General features: G+C 43.2%; 15 protein-coding genes. 7 read left to right on the top strand and 8 right to left on the bottom strand.

Going from position 1 to position 17,749, the window contains the following annotated elements; genetic code table 11:
- Nucleotides 1-10 precede the first annotated feature (10 nt).
- From G563_RS34700 to G563_RS0113765, 4 genes are read left to right on the top strand one after another with little or no spacing between them, the layout of a single operon-like run.
- Nucleotides 11-1,258: a sialidase family protein gene (locus G563_RS34700; protein ID WP_084650857.1), complete on the top strand. Its 1,248-nt coding sequence runs from the start codon at nt 11-13 to the stop codon at nt 1,256-1,258.
- On the top strand, nt 1,258-2,325 hold the full coding sequence (locus G563_RS0113775) for a bile acid:sodium symporter family protein (RefSeq protein WP_028665827.1): 1,068 nt from the start codon (nt 1,258-1,260) through the stop codon (nt 2,323-2,325). The genes G563_RS34700 and G563_RS0113775 overlap by 1 nt, the downstream gene beginning before the upstream one ends.
- A gap of 3 nt (nt 2,326-2,328) precedes the next feature.
- The gene (locus tag G563_RS0113770; protein ID WP_028665826.1) at nt 2,329-3,429 is read left to right on the top strand and encodes an aminoglycoside phosphotransferase family protein; all 1,101 of its coding nucleotides are present in this window, start codon (nt 2,329-2,331) and stop codon (nt 3,427-3,429) included.
- The gene (locus G563_RS0113765; RefSeq protein WP_028665825.1) at nt 3,426-4,145 is read left to right on the top strand and encodes an HpcH/HpaI aldolase family protein; all 720 of its coding nucleotides are present in this window, start codon (nt 3,426-3,428) and stop codon (nt 4,143-4,145) included. Before G563_RS0113770 ends, G563_RS0113765 begins: the two co-directional genes overlap by 4 nt.
- Nucleotides 4,146-4,448: 303 nt before the next feature.
- Here G563_RS0113765 and G563_RS0113760 read toward each other — a convergent pair whose 3' ends face one another.
- From G563_RS0113760 to G563_RS0113720, 8 genes are all read right to left on the bottom strand, one after another.
- A complete protein-coding gene (locus tag G563_RS0113760) occupies nt 4,449-5,981 on the bottom strand; it encodes a DUF4394 domain-containing protein (protein ID WP_028665824.1) in 1,533 nt (510 codons plus the stop codon).
- Between the two features lie 154 nt (nt 5,982-6,135).
- On the bottom strand, nt 6,136-8,556 hold the full coding sequence (locus tag G563_RS38930) for an exo-alpha-sialidase (protein WP_084650856.1): 2,421 nt from the start codon (nt 8,554-8,556) through the stop codon (nt 6,136-6,138).
- A gap of 164 nt (nt 8,557-8,720) precedes the next feature.
- On the bottom strand, nt 8,721-9,704 hold the full coding sequence (locus tag G563_RS0113750; protein WP_028665822.1) for a metallophosphoesterase family protein: 984 nt from the start codon (nt 9,702-9,704) through the stop codon (nt 8,721-8,723).
- 192 nt (nt 9,705-9,896) lie between these two features.
- Entirely contained in the window at nt 9,897-11,372 is a 1,476-nt protein-coding gene (locus tag G563_RS0113745; RefSeq protein ID WP_028665821.1) for a capsule assembly Wzi family protein, read from the bottom strand.
- Between the two features lie 202 nt (nt 11,373-11,574).
- Nucleotides 11,575-12,501, bottom strand: coding sequence for an NAD(P)/FAD-dependent oxidoreductase (locus G563_RS0113735; RefSeq protein WP_028665819.1), 927 nt, complete (start codon nt 12,499-12,501; stop codon nt 11,575-11,577).
- Between the two features lie 716 nt (nt 12,502-13,217).
- Nucleotides 13,218-14,222, bottom strand: coding sequence for a bestrophin family protein (locus G563_RS0113730; protein WP_028665818.1), 1,005 nt, complete (start codon nt 14,220-14,222; stop codon nt 13,218-13,220).
- A gap of 358 nt (nt 14,223-14,580) precedes the next feature.
- Nucleotides 14,581-15,630 (bottom strand): adenylate/guanylate cyclase domain-containing protein, encoded by a 1,050-nt coding sequence (locus G563_RS0113725; RefSeq protein ID WP_028665817.1) that lies wholly within the window; start codon nt 15,628-15,630, stop codon nt 14,581-14,583.
- Complete coding sequence (locus G563_RS0113720; RefSeq protein ID WP_028665816.1) at nt 15,627-16,001, bottom strand: response regulator; 375 nt, start codon at nt 15,999-16,001, stop codon at nt 15,627-15,629. Before G563_RS0113720 ends, G563_RS0113725 begins: the two co-directional genes overlap by 4 nt.
- Before the next feature lie 116 nt (nt 16,002-16,117).
- Here G563_RS0113720 and G563_RS0113715 point away from each other — a divergent pair, with 116 nt between their 5' ends.
- The 3 genes from G563_RS0113715 (at nt 16,118) to G563_RS39205 (ending at nt 17,732) form a co-directional block, all read left to right on the top strand.
- Nucleotides 16,118-17,272 (top strand): iron-containing alcohol dehydrogenase, encoded by a 1,155-nt coding sequence (locus tag G563_RS0113715; protein ID WP_028665815.1) that lies wholly within the window; start codon nt 16,118-16,120, stop codon nt 17,270-17,272.
- Nucleotides 17,273-17,376: 104 nt separating this feature from the next.
- Nucleotides 17,377-17,595, top strand: a complete 219-nt coding sequence (locus tag G563_RS0113710) for a hypothetical protein (RefSeq protein ID WP_028665814.1) — start codon at nt 17,377-17,379, stop codon at nt 17,593-17,595.
- On the top strand, nt 17,592-17,732 hold the full coding sequence (locus tag G563_RS39205; RefSeq protein ID WP_084650855.1) for a PIN domain-containing protein: 141 nt from the start codon (nt 17,592-17,594) through the stop codon (nt 17,730-17,732). Before G563_RS0113710 ends, G563_RS39205 begins: the two co-directional genes overlap by 4 nt.
- The last annotated feature ends 17 nt before the right edge of the window (nt 17,733-17,749 follow it).

Below are 17,749 nucleotides of genomic sequence, written 5' to 3'. Positions count from 1 at the left end.
ATGATGAATCATGATGATGAAGAATGACAAATTTTCGCAAAAAAAATATGGAGCATGGGTAGTATTACTCATTGCGATATGGTTTGGAAGGCCAATCGTAGCCCAAGAAATAACCAATGTAGATGCGGCATTAATACCCCCCCCAATAAATACATTACCCCTGCCAATTTATGATTATGATAAATTGGATTATGGGATGACTATTGGCGTCGAACGTACTCCTAAAGGACGTATATGGGCATGTTGGGTTGGGGGAGGAGACAATGATGATGCTTTTTTTGTCCTAAATACTAGCGATGACGCTGGCCAAACATGGTCTAAACCAAAAATGGTAATAGATCCTCACAATCCTTCTTTGAAGGAAAAACGGAGAACGGTCGTGGGGTGTTTATGGCTAGATCCTGATGGGAAACTGTGGCTATTTTTTGACCAATCTATGACTATGTTTGATGGTCGGGATGGAAATTGGTATACCGTGTGTGAAAATCCCGATGCTTCTAATCCTGTATGGTCCGCCCCTGTAAGAATTTCGGATGGATGTACGTTAAATAAACCTATCGTTTTGAGAGATGGCACTTGGCTATTGCCAGTATCGTTGTGGGATCGGACAAAAATCAAAGAGCCGTATAAAGACGCTTTTCATGAGTTGGACTCTCTACGTATGGCCAATGTGTTTATGTCTAATGATCAAGGAAAAACATGGGCTCGTCGGGGGGGAGTTCGTTATCCTCAACCTCAATTTGATGAACACCACATTATAGAACGTAAAGATGGCACCTTGTGGATGACAGCACGAACAGGTAACGGCATGTGGGAAAGTGTGTCAACAGATAAAGGAAAAACGTGGTCAGAACCCCAAAAATATCTAGAACATATTGGTTCTAGGCATTTTATGCGACGTTTACAGTCGGGCCGGATTTTGATGATACGACATGGGGCTATTGATGAAAAGACCAAGTTTCGTTCGAAGCTCACCGCTTATTTGTCGGAAGATGAGGGCAAAACTTGGATAGGAGGATTGATGTTAGATGAGCGTCGAGGTATCTCATACCCTGATGGTTTTCAAGCGCCCGACGGCACCATTTATATCTCTTATGACCGTAATCGGGATTTCGATGGGGAAATATTAATGGCACGTTTTACCGAAAAAGACATTCTGGAAGGTCGATTTGGAGGACGTAAGTCAAAAGCAAAGATAGTAATAAGTAAACCTTTAGGGCTAGACAAATTAGTTGCTCCTTCCGAAATAGCTAAATAATGAATATATACAAATTTTCGGCAATAGGAGCGGGTATTTGCCTGTTTTGGATCCTTATCATGACTTTTCTATACGATAGCAATGCGGCTAGTCCTGCCCTTATTGTCTTCTTTTGCTTTCTCGCTTTTAGCTTCAGAGGCTATGAAGCACTAAAAAGCTATACCTATACGGTGATGATTTTGGGGGCGGTCACTATGGCATTATACTATCCGCACTATTTTCGGGAGTGGGGTGATTTTAAGCTAACACGCCTTATCACTCCGCTCATCCAACTCATCATGTTTGGCATGGGAACCTCTATGAGCCTGCAAGATTTTGTGGGGGTAGTGAAGATGCCTAAAGGAGTGCTAATTGGGGTCACTAGCCATTTTATTATCATGCCTTTGCTGGGTTTTACATTGGCGCGGGTAAGCCCATTGGAGCCAGAAATTGCGGCGGGTATTATCCTGATTGGCTGCTCGCCCAATGGAATGGCTTCCAACGTTATTTCCTATTTGGCCAAAGCCAATTTGGCTTTATCAGTGACAATCACGGCTATTTCTACGCTATTGTCACCCTTCGTGACACCCCTATTGATGAATGCCCTGGCAGGGGCATTTGTCGAAATAGATGCTTGGCATATGATGTGGGATATTATGAAAATGGTGATTTTGCCTATCGGAGCGGGACTGCTTTTCAACCGCTTGTTCAGTGGCAAAATCCAATGGCTTGACGATGCCATGCCGCTTATCTCCATGTTTGGGATTGGGTTTTCGATTGTAGTTATCACTGCTGCGGGACGCGACAATCTGGTGAGCATTGGGCCTATTTTATTGTTGTTGGTATTGATCCACAATTTGACTGGCTACTTTCTAGGCTATTGGTCGGCTCGTTTGTGTAAAATGAATGAACGCGACTGCCGGACTATTGCGATAGAAGTCGGAATGCAGAATGGTGGTTTGGCTTCAGGTATTGCCAAAGAAATGGGCAAAATCGCGACGGTGGGGTTAGCGCCCGCTATTTTCGGACCATTGATGAACGTAACAGGTTCGCTGTTGGCCTCATGGTGGCACAAAAGAACTTCCTAATTCATGAGCATGACAAACCGACAAAGTATTTATTACTGGAAATGTGACCGACCTTCTGCTTTTTTTGCGTTGGAAGAACGCGAAGATATTTTGGAAACGGCCCAAATAGAGACCCTATTACATCCTGTTTTAGCGAAGTATTTTGGAAGTGAAAATGTACGTCTCCGTTCAGGCAATGGGCAAGGAAATCACTTGACATACGTGGCTGAATACAACGGCATACAACGATTTATCCGTATTGAAAACGGTCCCGAAGGGGATGATTTTATGGAAATTGAGGCACATGTTTTGACAGAAATAAAATCCCTTGGCGTGCCTGCTCCTGTTGTTTATGCGGTAGATGCTACTCGTCACCATGTCCCTTTTGCGTATCAAGTATTGGAATATTTGCCTTATCCTGATTTAAACAAAATCCATAAAGCAGGTGAACTAAATTTTTTGGCGGTTGCCCAAAAAATCGGAGAGAATATAGCCCAATGGCAAGCTGTCGAATTAGAGGGTTTTGGACCGTTTGACCCTATTGTATTGAGGAAAACAGGAAAACTCAAAGGGCTGCATCCTACCTACCGCGATTATTTCTTTTTGAATTGGAAAAAGCACCTAGATTTTTTAGTAGCACGCAAGTTTTTAAAAGCCTCCGAGTCGAACGAGATACAGCGGCTAGTGCTTCAATACGAACAATTTCTCAGTGTACCACAGGGGTGTTTAGTACATAAAGACTTGGCATTGTGGAATATCTTAGGAGAGCCTAATGAGATAAAAGCATTTATTGATTGGGATGATACCGTTTCGGGCGATATCTCCGACGATTTGTCCCTTTTAGCTTGTTTTCATACCGGAACAGTGGTAGCAGAGGCTATCAAAGGCTATGAATCTATCAAGCCTTTACCACCTGATTTTTTGCCCCGCTTTTGGTTGCATTTACTTCGTAATATGGTGGTAAAAGCCGTGATTAGAGTAGGTGCTAACTATTTTGATAGAAAGTCGGATTTTTTTCTGATTGGGTCTGATTCAGATGGCGCTGCTTTGAAAACGTTTACACTACAACGTATCAAAATGGCGTGCGTTGGTTTACAAAACAAAATTCAAATCAAAGACTTATGAGTGACTCAAACCTATTGAGCCTTGGCACTTGGTTGTCGATTGGTTCGCCGGTGATTGCGGAGCTGGCTTCAGAGTGTGGTTTTGATTGGTTGTTATTCGATTTAGAGCATGGCTGTATCACTGATGCAGAAGTGCTGGCCAATCTACAAGCAGCCAAACGTGAGGGTATCAAACTCATTGTGAGGGTAGGGAAACTAGATACGGCGTTGATTGCTAAGTTGTTGGATTGGGGTGCTTCGGGTATTATGTTACCTCATGTTTCTACGCCAGAGCAGGCGGAAGCTTGTGTTAAGGCCATGAATTATCCACCTTTGGGGCATCGAGGTTATTCAAGTTCGGCGCGTGTTTTTAAATATGGTCTTGATGTTCGAACTACTTCCGCTCCTTTGTTTTTATGTCAAATTGAAGATTATGAAGGAGTAACAAACGTGGAAGAAGTCGCGGCTGTTGGTGGGGTTGATGTATTGTTTGTAGGGCCTGCCGATTTGAAATTAGACCTTTCGACCCGAAATCCTCACCAAACTATACCCTATGAAGAAGCTCTCAAGAAGGTAAGTAGCGCAGCTGATTTCCACCAAAAGCAAGCGGGAATTTTAATCCGCAATTTCTCAGATATTACGGTGCTGAAGCAAATGGGTTTTTCGTGTCTGGCTTTAGGGTCTGATTTAGGCTTGCTTAGAGAGGGTTTTATGGCTATAAAATCTAAGTTTTTATAAGAGGATTTTCCTCAGGAAACACGAATTCTTCCGAAATTAGATGATTCATAAAAAAACCTTCTGTTTGGTGTTTACTCAAACAGAAGGTTTTTTATGCTTATCATTTGTTTTTTGTGTGGGCTATTAGCTACAAACCTTGTGCCTCTCCGAGGCAGAATATGAGAATGTTGGTGGAGAAGCTCAACCTTTGTAGCATAAGGTTTTGATTTTTACCTCAAACATACAAGTCTTAAGCTTCTCTCTGGCACCTCTTACAGGCTAGCTATGCGCTCCAATCTTTGGAATGATACATTAGTTTTATGTTTAAAAACCCAGACCGACCGTCATACCGTTAATCGTGGGATTGCCAGGAAGGGTGGCTCCACCGGTAGCGGCTCCCGTCGAAAGATTGATGGTATATACTCGAGTAGTACCACCAGAACGTAACAAGGCATAAGCGGTACCGCTCGCTCCCCCAATATCAAATCCATTGGCGCTTTCGACCGTAATTCCTAATGAACCTACTGCTACTAGAGTACCATTGTTGGGTGGGTTTTGCATATAGAGCATGGCATTGCTACCCGCTGGAGTTTCGATGTCATACAAAGCAGTAGTAGCTGTGCCAGCAAAATTGTTGGTGTAAGCGGCTGCCGAAACCACTGCGGCTCCTGGATTGAGATTGGGGTCGGTGGTAGTTACAGCACCCGTTACAGGACTTACGCGTAAGTTTTGTTGCGCATTGCTCACCACTCTAATCAAGTCTGGAACGGGGTTGAAGTCAAACCCAAAATTGGTGCCTGAAAGAGCGGGCGAAAAAGGTCCACTACCGAGTGCTGTAGCGGTGGCAGTAGTATTGCTGTTGACATTGATAGTATAGATTCGGCTCGTGCTTCCCAAAGCATACAATTGACCATTGACAGGCCGCATATCAATCCCGAGTAGCGTTTCGCTAGGTTGTAGCCCCATGATAGTCTTGGTAGTAAGAACTGGATTCATAGGGTTGAAAATATGCAAATTGTTGGAAGCATCGATGGCATAGGCTACAGGTTCAGTTGGAATAGCCAAACCGATGATATTACCCGAAAGTGTACCTAATTTTTGAAGACGGCCCGTATTCAAATCAATTTGATTCAACTCCGATTGACCAAATACCGTAACAGCTGCAATGGCATTTCCGTCGGGAGCAATGTCAAAGCCTCCCGCTGCCGTAATATCTAATCCTAGCGGCCCTACATCTACCAACCCGCCATTGTTAGGTGGGTCTTGTTTGTAAAGACGGTCGGTAGCGGGGTCAATGTCATACAGCGTGGTAGTGGTCACTCCGGCGCGGTTGTTGGTATAGGCAACGGCTGTTATTGTAGCCGCCGAAACGCCATTGATGTTGCCATCGGGGACTACTACGGCGCCCGTTTCAGGGTGCAAGCGTAGGTTTTGGCCCGTATTGGTGACCAATCTGATTCTGTCTACCGTAGGGTTGAAATCCAACGCTACCATTGTACCATTGAGTGCTGGCGAAAAAGGATTTCCAATAGCTCTTGCAGCACCAGTCATGGGATTGATGACATAAATGCGGCTCGTACTACCTACTCCATATAGCTGCCCTGTAGCAGGTCGAAAATCAATGGATAGCATTTGTTCACCTTGTTGAAGGCCACTAATGCTTACAGTAGCTTGTGCGCTACCCAATGAGCGAAGGTTATAGCGTAAAAGTTGATTTCCGTCGGTCAGTGCATAGAAGTTGGCATCAGGGAGTGTAGTAGGGTCGGGTGGAAGACGGTGATCTGTACAAGCATAGAATGTGGATAAGAGTACTAAGAGCAATAGCCCTTTTAAAGAGAGTGTTTTCGCGTAAGACATGACGTTAGTTTTTTAAAAGTGATTCGTGGTGAGATACTTAAAAACTAGCCTTATGTACGGAAAACAAAAGAGCTTTGGATTCGGGCAAAAGAATTATTTAGAAGAAAAAATAAAAAGGCATCCAGCGTGCGTACACTTTGGATGCCTTTTAGGTTTAGTAAACTTCGATGCTCGAAAGTACAGGAGATGCTTTTGAGGCGGTGATATTGACTCGAATCTTTGAAGCTTCGGTAGGTGTGATTTTCAAGATTCTTTTATAGCCAATGGTGGTAGCTTGAGCTACTTTTTGCCAAGCCCCATTTTTCCAGATTTCTACATTAAACTCCTTAACACGTTGGCCGAGTTTGATGTATTCTTTAAGAGTTATATATTTGACTGTCTGCGTTTTACCTAGGTCTATCTCAATGCTGCCCGTATTGGTATCGTCGTTGGTAGCCCAGTAGGTTTCTTTGTCTCCGTCGGTAAGGTTGGAAGGAGCATAATTGGCAGCATTGCCCCGGTATGAAGAAGCAGTAGTTTTGGCTTTGAGGGCCAAGTTAGTCTTAAACTCACGGTCAATCATTGCCTTCCATCCTTTCAAAGATTGAATGTCGTTTTCGTGAATAAGGCCACGGCGGTCGGGGGGCACATTTAGGAGCAATGTGGAGCCTCGCCCTACCGAGGTAAGATAAATATCAAAAAGGTTTTCGGGAGTTCTGACTTTACTGTCTTCTTTGGCGTGATAAAACCAGCCCGGTCTGATAGACACATCTACCTCCGCCGGAATCCAGTGAGTACCATCTTCCGAACCCGTATTCAACAGTTTTTCGATACCTGCTTTACCTGCAAAAAGTGTATCAGGCGTGATGATGTTCCAGTTGGTTTCACCAGCTACACCTCTTTCATTGCCTACCCATCTTACGCCCGGCCCTGCGTCGCTAAAGAAAATGACGTCGGGTTCCATTTTACGTACAATGTCGAGCGTAGTAGGCCAATCATAATATTTGGAGCCGTCGATGCGGCGTTTTTCGCGCGCGCCTCCATAGTAGCCGTCGCCGCCGTTGGCACCGTCAAACCACATTTCAAAAGCTGGGCCGTAGTTGGTGAAGATTTCTTTGAGCTGATTGCGATAATATTCTACATAAGCAGGCTTGCCGTATTCGGGGTGATTGCGATCCCAAGGCGAAAGATAAACGCCGAATTTGAGTCCGTGGCGTTTGCAGGCTTCTGCTACTTCTTTTACGATGTCGCCCTGCCCATTTTTGTAAGGGCTATTTTTGATAGAATGCTCCGTATATTGGCTGGGAAACAGACAAAAGCCGTCGTGATGTTTACAAGTGAGAATTGCACCTTTAAATCCAGCCTCCTTAAGCGTCCGTATCCATTGATCTACGTCTGTTTGGGTAGGATTAAAAATCGAAGGCTTTTCGTCACCATATCCCCATTCCAAATCCGTGAAAGTATTGGTAGTGAAGTGAATAAAAGCATTTTGTTCCATTTCATGCCAAGCCATTTGAGCTTTTGAGGGAAGAGCTCCTACCGATTTGGGAGGCAATACATCCGGGATTCTCAGCACCACATGTTTTACATTTTTACGTAAATCGGTATAAGTAATGTGTACCAGCCCGTCGCTTGTTTGAATCACTGCTGGATAGCTAAATTCACCTTTGGCTTCGTCTTCCAAGGTATATACATCTTGCCAATCAGTACCGTTTTTAGAAACCGCTACTCGAAGTTTATTGCGACCGTTTGACCACTCTTTTCCTTTTTGTAAAGGATTATAAATCAAAACTTGAAGGCCATTTTTGAGCGTAACAGCGTCGGTACCCGAATTGGGGTTGGGGAGGTTGATGGTGCTTAGTGGCCCCCATGTTTTTCCACCGTCGTTAGACCAAGTTTGTACTATGTAGTTTTGGCGGCTACGACATAGCATCTGCAACCGGCCATCTGCATAAGTAAGAATACTGGGCTGAATCACGCCAAATTCCCCGTTGTTGATGTCGATTTTTTGCCAATTATTACCGTTTTTGTCAGTTTTTTCGAGGTGTACGTGCCAAATATTCCCCGTTACACTTTCGGTGCTAGTAGGGTGTAATATATCGCCATTAGGCAGCTGAAAAGATTTGTTTTTGATAGGCCCCAGCATTCCGTTTGGAAGTTTTTCGGGCTTAGACCATGTTTTTCCGTTGTCATTGGAGTTTCGTACCATACCCCACCATTCGCGAGGATTGGGGCCTACTTTGTAATAAAGCATCAATTTGCCCGCTTTGGTTTTAAACAATACAGGATTCCACGCCGGGTAGCGAGTATTGGCGTCTATAATACCATCGGCCATTTGCTTGGGGGCACTCCATTTTCCATTTTTGTATTCCGAAATCCAGATACACACATCGGGTTTTCCTTCGGCAGTTCCTGCAAACCACGTAGCCATCAGGTGCTGATTGCCTAGTTCTACAATGCTAGAAGCATGGCATGAATTAAAAGGTGGGTTTTGGAAGATATGCTCTTCTTTGACCAACAGCACCGCAGGTGTTTGGGCCCAAAGAGACACATACAGCCACGACAACATTAAAATAAAAAGAGGTCTAAGATTCATAGTGAAATCAGGTGTACAGATGTAAAAAAAGATTGAATACCAAAATCACAAGCGAGCTTCGGTAAAAGAAGGCAGGCTTGTGATTTTAGTTTGCAAAAGTAGGAGGTTCAGACTAGGTTTTGAAACAAAAACGAAAAGCTTGTTATCAAGTCAGGAGAGGTACTTTATTTTTTACCAGGAAATGGATACGTAATGGGATACAAAATCGCTCCATCAAACTCCCGAATGTACGTTTTGAATTCGCGTTTCCCTTCTTTTAGTTCAATGATTCGAGCGCCGTGTTTGGTACGCAAATAGGTGTTTTCGCTCCCCGAAAAACAGCCGTAAGTGAGGGCAATGCCATTGTAGTCAACTAGATAGTCGTTGACGTGGTCGTGACCCACAAAAGTGCCCATTACATCGCCCGATTCGAGCATTGCGGTGTACATTCCAGTATTGAGCTGAGGCGCACATTCGTTTTCATATCTTACACCTCTTCTTTTATTTTTGACGTCGTCAAACGCAATTTTGTATTCAGGTAGCGGGATATGAAAAAAAGCCAAGGCAGGCAAAGTGTCTTTGCGGCTTTCTTTGTAAGACGCGCTGGTTTTGCGGAACCATTCTACTTGGTTGTGACTAAACCATCCATAGCCACCTACTCTTTTGTTTTGCGAATAAGCCTGAGAATCCATCGCATATAAAATAGCAGCATTGGCACCGCTTTTTCCTTTGATAGCCACTGCGCCATTGAGATAGCCATCAACACCGCTGATAGAGGCGGTTTTGTTGAGCAAGTAAGGTTTGGTCACTACATAGGCGGCTACTTCGGGGCGTTTGAGTTCTTTTTCGTCGTCATGATTTCCAAAAGTTACTAAATAGGGGATTTTGCGAGAGATAACCACCTCCAATACCTCATCCCAGCCTTTTTTGATAGGATTGCTCACGACCACATCGCCCGTGAAAACGACTAAATCGGGTTTTAGTTCGTCGAGGGTCGCTTGCATCATTGAAATAGATTTTTTGGAAGGCTCAGCTCCAGCTTTGTAGTGAATGTCGGTAAATTGTACAATGCGAAAAGTGCTATCAGAACGAAAACGTAGTTCTTGTGCCATCGCGGCGGTACTCATCCAAAAAAGCAACATAAACAGTGAAAGTAGCTTGTTTTTCATAAGAATTTGTTAAGTGAAATAATGGGATTTGGTGTTATAAATGAATACTCATTGGGGCGTAATGTGTCCTATCAAGAGGATTTACTTTTTTGCCCAAAAGTAAAAAAAGGCATATTAAGCCAATATTATAAAATGTTTAGCATTTCTATACAAACAAACAAAAATATGGCTTGGTTAAAAATTAAGCGTGTTTTACCACTTTTTTTTGAGGCCGAAGAAGCCCGCGTAGGAAGGAGGAAGCAAATCTCCTTGGTCGAAAGCAAAGGAAGCATGGAGTGCGAAGCCCTGCAAGTGAGGCAGTTGCCAGTTTGCACCAATCATATTTGAAAATTGAGAAATGGCAGGGGTGTAAAGATTACTAAAGGAACCTAAATTTTGACTAAAAGAGCTGCGGGTTTGTAAGCTCAAAGTACTTGAAAGCTGCCAAACCGTAGCCAGATATACCATTCGTAATTGATTGTTTGGGAAAAAACCACCCGCTGGAATTTGGGCAAGCGCCGCAGCAAGCGTAGGTCGAGGGGCAATAAAAGGAGTGCCTAAAGTATGCTCTTGATACGACCATCCTTCTTTGTATTGGCCATGATTGAAGTAATTGTCGGTGCCTTGGTAAGTAGCTTGTGGGTCAAAAATCGCCCCGCTTTGGTTGGTGGTACTGAGCCATTCAATCACCAAATGCCGTAGAGAGATTTTTTGGGCAGAGCCTCGACGAAGGAGGCGCAGCCCTGTAAGACCATCGGGGAAGTTCTGAAAAGCAAGTCCTGAAGCATCTTCATAGGGGTGTTGATGATATAACAACACATTCCAGTCCGAATGCTTCCATTCTATCCCAAAGTCATAGCTACCTACGTGATTGCCGATGCGATTGGTCCCATCAAAAACCGTATAGCGGTCGTTGGATAAGTCGTCGGGGTAGTGGCCTGTGAGCACAGAAAGATAATCACGAAAGGTACTAGGAAGTTGACCATTGACGGCAAAGTCGGTGCCAAGCAGATAGTCCGCTTTACCACCCCACTGTACTTGATGATTGAGACCTGCATAGATTTGGAGACGCCAATGCGGTTTGCCAAAACGAGCATATAGGGTTTTTTGGTGGAAAAAAGCATTTTCCATGTACGGAACAGTAAACCATCCGTGGGCAAAACTCCCCTTAAAAGCAATGATACTTTTGAGAAAAGTAAGAGGCACATAATCAATGGTTTGGAGCTGTATTTTGGGAAAAGGAATGGCATTGCCCGACCAGGCCACAAAGCCCGATGAAAGTGTACTGTCGCCAATACCGAAGAGTTCGCGGCGCCTACCGGCAAAGATTTCAAACTTCCCCCATTTACCTTTGGCGTATATCTCTGGCCAAAGAATTTCTTTTTGTTTGGTTGAAAAAACAACATTCAAAACACTTTGTACACCCACTCCCCAATCTAGCTTTTTGGGAGAAGGGCGGCTGCTATCCGCAACAACATAATGCCGAAAAGCCCCTGCGCGAGCTGTCACAAAACTCCCTTCTAAAGGAATGATACCATATTGATTGGATCTGAGCCAAAAAGGAGTTTGCGGGCCGTTTACCACTGCACCCGCTATTTCTGCCTCAGTATTTATGGGGCGTCTCTGTGCTACTCCTTTGAAGGATATGCCACATACCAAAAGAAATAGCCATAAGTAGCGCATTTGCATGAGTCAGGAGAAGGGTTTCTGAAAGACACTGTACATACGCAAAAAAATAATATTTGGACTTTGGGAGGTGATAGAATTAAGGTTTGGAAAAGAGAGACAGTAAAAATAGGAGATAGGATATTATCAAAATGTGAAATTTTTCTTGAGGGTGTATTTTCCCAAGCTATTATCCTTGCTTGGGAAAATACAAAGGAGTAAATAATTAGACCAGAGTAGTCACCCCAAAACGCTCTTCAATCAGGTCTTTGTTGATAGAAGCGCCCGCTTTGGTGCCCGCAGCGACCGCAGCGGATACCGCCCTCATGAAAGAGGTATTGTCGCCGGCGGCATACACACCTTCTACGGTCGTATGAGCTAGTTCATCTACATTAATATGTCCCGACTCTGTAAGTTCGCAGCCTAATTCTTGTGGAATAAGAGAATGTTGTTCAAAAGGGACCCTCGCAAAAAGGGCTGATATATCGTGAGTAGAGCCGTCATTGAAACTGATTTTTTCTAAACGGCCTTCGGTATGCTGCAACGAATGGATAGGTTTTTCAATAATCTCAATATGAGCGGCTTGTAATTTTTGGAATTGTTGTTCTGTAAGAGTTGAAGGACCGTTGGTAAACAGAGTCAGTTTGGGCGACCAATGATGAATCAATTTCGCGAATTCAAATCCCATATCTCCATTGGCCAATACCCCGAGGGTTTGGCCACTTACTTCATAGCCGTGGCAATAAGGGCAATGAAGCACCGAAATCCCCCAACATTCGGCAAAGCCATCTATGGGGAGCAACTGATCTCGGATACCTGTTGCAAAAAGCAGTTTATCGGCAGTGTAGGGTACATTTGAAGCGGTAACTACGCTAAAGTGGTCAGCTTGTCGCTCGGCCTGTTGTACCTTATCATGCAGCAGCATGACCCCCGGATAACTCAACACTTGGTCTTTGGCTTTTTGCGCAATAGCCGAGGGAGTTTCGCCATCTTGGGTGATAAAATTGTGAGAATGAGGTGTTTGTTGGTTGCAAGGCTGCCCACTGTCAATAATCAAAATGTGACGCAAAGAGCGGCCTAGAGCCATCGCAGCTGAAAGTCCAGCATAACTCCCGCCGATGATGATAACGTCGAAATGTGTGTCGGTGCTCATGGTTTTTGAGTTTTTAAGTTGAAAAAATAAAACATCACTTAGAGAAGGAAGTTTTATCGAAAATGCCCCGCTGAGAAGGGGAAAATAGAAGACTTTTATGGTTTGCAACACAGTCGCAAACCATAAAAGTTCATTGTAATGTTTTTTGAGGGAATGAGAAAGAGCGTATTGGAGACTGAGAATGTTGTATTATGGAAAGAAATACTTAAGGTGAAATATCAACTTTGATACCGCCTTAGGTGTTTTGATTTTTAGCGAATTAGGCTTTAAAAAGCGATGTTAGAGCGTAAATAAATTTCGGAGCAAAACGGTGAAAAGTTGTAATTTCTAAATAAATGCTTATTCAAGCCAAGACTTTCCAAGTTTGTGATTTCTTTGGTTATCAACGACATGGGCTTAAAACCGCGTGGCGGATTGTTTGGAAAGTCTCACCTAATTCTGCGTAAGTACTTAAGTAATTGAGCAAAATTAAGCGAGTATAAAGCTAATTCTATTTTAACCCCACGTCACATCGGCGCTCCGACTTTAGGCTGGGGTGGGTAAAAAAGACCACAACGTAGGGCTTTAGCCCTGATTTTTTGACAAAAAGCGTAAAAATCAGGGCTAAAGCCCACGTAAAGCTCTCACATTGTATCCCCAGCCTAAAGGCGTGGGGTTAGAGGAGTCGCATATTGTTGATAATATCCAGTTTAATTTTGCTTAGTTACTTATTAGCCCTACAAAAGAATGTTATTGACAGGTTGAATCGCTGGTGGGACATTGGTTTCGTCGAGCATTTCGCGCAAATCTATCTCGATGGTACGCGTCATAGCCGTAATAGGCACATCGTTAAAACTACCTTCAAAGGGATTTTCGCTGGTTTCGCCTATTTGCTCCATGCTCGAAAATACCCACGATACCAGCATACTAAATGGAATGGTGAGCCATACCATATGTTCGCCTAATTTTTCGAACTCTTTCAACATCCCAAACGGCATAATGAAAACAAAAATCTGAATAAAATACAGGCTGATTGAAGCAAATTGACGAGGATAAGGGAAATTTTTAATCCGTTCACATTTACCTTGTTGGTCATAAAAGTTCACCAACGTATTTTCAAGTTCTACATAATTGAGTGGTTCGATATACCCTGCTTCTTTAAGTTGGCGGAGTCGCTTTGATTGAAGACTGATGAGGTGAGTAGCGCGGTTTTTCTTGCTCAACGCATACGCCAAATCTTCTCCCGAAATAAATTTACTGAGTTCTTCATCAAGTTTTTGTTCTTTTTCAGGAATGCTATAGAAGCGTTTATAATCTTTGTTGTAATGTTTGGAGAGAGTTTCCCACGCTCGTGGCTCTCGAAGCTGAAAGCGCAAAGCCGTCAGCCAAGCGACGTGTCTATAGAGCAATTCTCGATGAATTTCTTTGGTTTCGGCTGAGCTATTTGGATTTTTGATAAAGTCCTTGACCAATATCCCCCACGCTCGACTGCTGTTGATGATAGCGCCCCATATTTGGCGGGCTTCCCAGACTCGGTTGTAGGTTTGGGTATTTTTAAAACCTACAATAAAAGCGGAGGCTGTACCTACAAGCGTAATAGGAACCCACGGAATCGCAATCCAATGCCAATCAAAAACTTGGTATAACACCGTAGGGACGGTCGCGATGATGAGCAAAATGAAGATAGTACGGCGAGTCCAGAGAAGAATCTCAATGACTTTATAGTGATTTCCTGCGTGCATTGTTAAGTAGAGTTTTTAGGTGAGAAAGGGTTGTTGAGTAATGTATGATTGGGTAAAATTTTTTCGGAGAGTATAGCTATAGCACTAGCATTGGAGGCAGGGGCATAGAAAAAAAAGACACATACGTTGAGGTGTTGTGAGCTATGAGCATACGATAAAAAGTAAAGAAGAAGTAGCGGGTTTAGGGCTAATTTCCTTCTAATAATCATAACGTTGTCGATATTCCACCGCTTAAAGCGCAAAGAGCCTTGTCGGGAAATATCATAAATTGAGTAAACTTAAAACAATCTCAAATTTGTTGTAAGTGTTTAATAATAAGTAAAATAAAAAGGTGTTGATGATTGAAAATACCTGTGTTTTATTCCAGTACTTCATAAGCCATCAAAGGATTAGCTTTGTTTTTTAAGATTACTTCGCCGATGGGCGCACATCTAAACGATTCTTTCACCAGTTCATAGGCATGTTGCCCAATCACGATTTGACCCGGTTTCGCAATTCCCTGAAATCGTTGGGCTACATTGACCGTATCTCCAATTACAGTATAGTCGAGGCGGCGCAAGGATACAGAGCCGATATTGCCCGAAATCATCTCGCCCGAATTGATCCCAATCGCCACCCTAGGCAAATAAGTCGTGTGGTCGAGTAAGTTTTCTTGGATAGATTCGATGTGGCTTCTCACGGCCAAAGCAGCCTCAATAGCATGGTCTAGGTGATAGTCACCCCTAAAAACGGCCATCACGGCATCGCCCATAAACTTATCCACATGCCCACCTTGAGCGATGATTTCTTTGACCATGATGTCAAAATACTTGTTGATAAGCCGCACTACCGTATCGGGGTCGGAGTTTTCGGTGATGGCCGTAAAACTACAAATGTCCATAAACACCACCGTAGCTTCTACGGTTTCGTTGACCATGATAGCCGATTCAAACTCTTTGCGACTCATAAAACTCAGCACATTTTCATCCACATACATCCGCAAGATGTTGTTTTCTTTGATGGCTTGGAGCGTTTCGCGAAGTTGGTTGATGTGTTGTAGTGTCTTTTGAACCGTCAATTCTAAATCTTCAAAATTGACGGGCTTACACACAAAATCAAAAGCACCGCGATTCATGGCTGTGCGGATATTTTCCATATCCCCATAAGCCGACACCATAATTACTTTGATAAGTGGGCTAAGCTCGCTGACTTTACTAAGCAGGGTAAGACCATCCATCAAGGGCATATTGATGTCACTTAGTACAAGGTCGATATCGGGTTGTTGTTGAAGTAGTTGAAATGCTTCGACACCATTTGGGGCAAATACAAATTGGTATAAACCCTCGCGGATTTGTCGTCGAAATTTTTGTTTAATCAGCAATTCCAAATCGCTTTCGTCATCTACGACTAGCATTTTGGCTTTATTCATAATGAGTGGGTTAGTTTCTGTTTTAGATTGGCAAAGTCAATAGGCTTGGTCAAAAAATCGTCAGCGCCGTATTTTTTTGCTTGATTAAAGTTTTCATCGTCGTTGTAAGCCGTAATCATCATGACCGTAGGAGGCGCGCTAGGGCGGTCGGTACGTATGCGGCGTAGGAGCTCTATGCCACTCATCCCTGGCATGTTGATATCTGATAAAATCAACACAACTTCCGAAAAATGGGTTTCCAAATACGAAAGAGCTTCTTCTCCAGAATGTGCAAAATCAAAATTTAGTTCACCATTTCTGATTTCACGCCGAAAACGTTGTTGAAACAAGGTTTTAATATCGAGCTCGTCATCGACGACTAAAATTTTCATGAGAAAAAAAGGATAGATGGATGTTTTGAGAATGTAATAATACAAAAAATGTTAGAAACTAAAGTGCAAGCAGAGGAGTTAGTCATCTAAAACTAACCTCATACAAAGTATTTATCATGAATAACTTCCAGTATCACAATCCTGTTCGGATTATTTTTGGGAAAGGACAAATCGCCCAATTGCCGAAGCAAATTCCTGCCTCTGCCAAAATCATGATGACCTATGGTGGCGGGAGTATTCTCAAAAATGGCGTCTATGACCAAGTAAAATCAGCGTTGAAAGAGTATGATTTCTTAGAATTTGGGGGAATCGAACCCAATCCTACTTATGAGACTTTGATGAAGGCCGTGGAGATAGCTCGAAAAGAAGGCGTAAATTTTTTGTTATCGGTAGGAGGAGGTTCGGTATTGGATGGTACTAAGTTTATTGCGGCAGCGATTCCTTTTGAAGCAGAAGACCCGTGGCATATTTTGAGTCAACGGGCCAAAATCAAAAAGGCGATTCCGCTGGGTGCGGTATTGACATTGCCAGCTACGGGCTCGGAGATGAATTATTATGCCGTAATTAGCCGCTCCGAAACCCAAGAAAAAAAGGGAATGGGCAATCCTTTGGTGTACCCTCAGTTTTCGATTCTCGACCCCGAAACCACCTTTTCCTTGCCAGCTCGTCAGATTGCCAATGGTATCGCTGATGCCTTTACGCATGTCATGGAGCAATACATGACCTATCACGTAGGTGCTGAGATACAAGATCGCATGGCCGAAGCGGTATTGCTGACGCTTATTCAAGAAGGCCCTAAAATGATGGACAATCCTACCGACTACGATGCCGCTGCCAATGTGATGTGGGCGGCTACGATGGCTCTCAATGGGCTACTTGCCGCTGGAGTCCCCACCGACTGGGCTACGCATCAGATTGGTCATGAACTTACGGCTTTGCATGGTATCGACCACGCCCGAACGTTGGCGGTGGTATTGCCTCATTTATTGGCATTTAAGAAAGAAACTAAACGAGAAAAACTGGTTCGTTATGCCAAAAACGTATGGCAACTTTCGGGCAGTGAAGAGGAGTTGACAGAGAAGGCGATTCAAAAAACGGCGGATTTTTATGCGTCTTTAGGTATTCCTACCAAAGCCAGTGAATATAACATTGGCAAAGACACCGTCGAGAAGGTAGTGGCGCGTTTTGTTGATAGAGGAATGAACTTTGGCGAGCATGCTGACATTACGCCTGAAGCAGTAGGGCAAATTTTGGCATTGAGTTTGGCGTAATGTTATATGATGTCAAAACTAGGAGAAAATAGCTCATAACAAGTCACTTGCGTAGGTTTGATTTTTGAGGGTCATTTATTAAATTTGAAAAAACTTATACACTAATGGAAGCATTGTCCATAAACAATACTGCGGAGACTTTCCAAATCACCCTAGATAAAAAATTTTTTGATGAAAATTTTTTACGTGAAACAATTGAATATCTACGTACAGAGTATTTAGCGCAAAAACTAGATTTTGCCGACTCTATAGAGGAAATAGGAGAAGAAATAAAACACAGTTGGTGGCAAAAAAATAAAGCTCTTTATATTAAAAGCGAATGAAGGTTATTGTAGATGAGGATGATACTCCGTTTGTTGCATTAGCATTGGAGATGCAAGCATTTTTTTGGACTAGAGACGAAAAGCTCAAAAATCATCTCTATAAAATGGGATTCTCTCATTTTTTCGAACCTACTTAAACGACGCTATTCTAATT

This window comes from Runella zeae DSM 19591, from assembly GCF_000423565.1.
GTDB lineage: Bacteria > Bacteroidota > Bacteroidia > Cytophagales > Spirosomataceae > Runella > Runella zeae.
The sequence above is the reverse complement of the archived record's forward strand: the minus strand, read 5'-3'. Positions and strand labels throughout refer to the sequence as shown.